The sequence below is a fragment of the Pseudomonas sp. NFPP24 genome (genome assembly GCF_900112095.1).
GTDB classification, from domain to species: domain Bacteria; phylum Pseudomonadota; class Gammaproteobacteria; order Pseudomonadales; family Pseudomonadaceae; genus Aquipseudomonas; species Aquipseudomonas extremorientalis.
This window is the reverse complement of sequence record NZ_FOKD01000031.1, coordinates 1-1157: the sequence shown is the minus strand read 5'-3', so window position 1 is coordinate 1157 and position 1157 is coordinate 1. Positions and strand designations below refer to the sequence as shown.

2 protein-coding genes are annotated in these 1157 nt (G+C 45.3%); both read left to right on the top strand.

Going from position 1 to position 1157, the window contains the following annotated elements; translation table 11 throughout:
* Nucleotides 1-189 (top strand): hypothetical protein (locus BM026_RS29280; protein WP_218189415.1); only part of this gene is annotated, 189 nt, incomplete at its 5' end.
* 120 nt (nt 190-309) lie between these two features.
* Nucleotides 310-891 carry a tetratricopeptide repeat protein gene (locus BM026_RS28820; protein ID WP_093514682.1) on the top strand — a complete coding sequence of 194 codons (582 nt, stop codon included), beginning with the start codon at nt 310-312 and terminating at the stop codon, nt 889-891.
* The last annotated feature ends 266 nt before the right edge of the window (nt 892-1157 follow it).

Here is a 1157-nt window from a genome sequence, read left to right as displayed (position 1 = left end):
AGTGACCTACTGCTGCTTGAGGATTTTTACGAGTTGGATTTTAATGATGTGGATGATGAGTTTCTGATTATTGAAAATGGTGAATATATAGAGGGGGTCAGCTTTATTACCGACTATAGAGCACCGTTGGAGTATGAGTCTAATCAGAAGATCGAATTGATATCGGTGCATGACTGGTCGTTTCAATAGAAGTAAATTTTGAACCAAGTATGCTGGGCGATAAAATAAAGAGTTTAAAGGGGGGCAGCCCGCGCGCAGTAAATGGCGGCTGACCCTGAGCAGTCCCGTTAGAGTAGTTGGAGAGTAGCTGTGAACGAGTCTGATTTTAATGATGTTAAGAGACAACTGATTCGGTACCTCTCAACCGGGCTTGTCGAAAATGCAATTGAATATTTCAAGGCCTGCTCGCATTCACTGTCTGATTATGCATGTGCTGAATGTTTAGGTGATATATGTTTCTATCAGCGTGACTTTGCCCAGGCTATTAAGCATTATGAAGTCGCTACCCAGTTGGCCGCTGATCAAGTCATAGCTCGATATCTTTTCCTTGCAGGCGTATCGAATGAGCGTGCGTCAAATGTTGTCTACGCATTCAAGTATTATCAGGCCGCCATTGAAGCCGAACCTTCATTTGTCGATACGTATCTTGAACTAGGTGCGATGTTGGTTAAGGTGGGAGATCTTGAAGGCGCCTTGCAGTGTTATGAGGATGCTATGGAAATAAAGCCTACAGACTTGGCTATTCATGAAAGTCTGGTGTCGATTTTGGGGGAACTTCACAAGCGCACTCCGGAGAAATATGCTGATAAGTATTTAGCGGTCAACGCGGAAATTGAAAAAATTAAGCATTCCGGAAAGTCGACACCCTCGAACCGTCAAGCTGCGTGGTGAGTAAAATTGATAAAGGGGATCCTTAAGGGGCGGATTTATTGAATTTGAGGTGGGTGACGAAACGAATTGAGTGATGATGCTGTATCTAATAGGGCCGGCAATCGCCTCGCGCTGAATGGCGGGCTGATGGGGTAAACTGTGTCTGACCCTGAGGGATCCACTGTTCGTTTTGTTGATGAGGTTCTGCTGTCGGCAGAAGACAGCGATTATTCGCTGTATGACATGAAGAAGAAGGGGAGTTGGGGCACCAAGAAAACCCAGCGTGA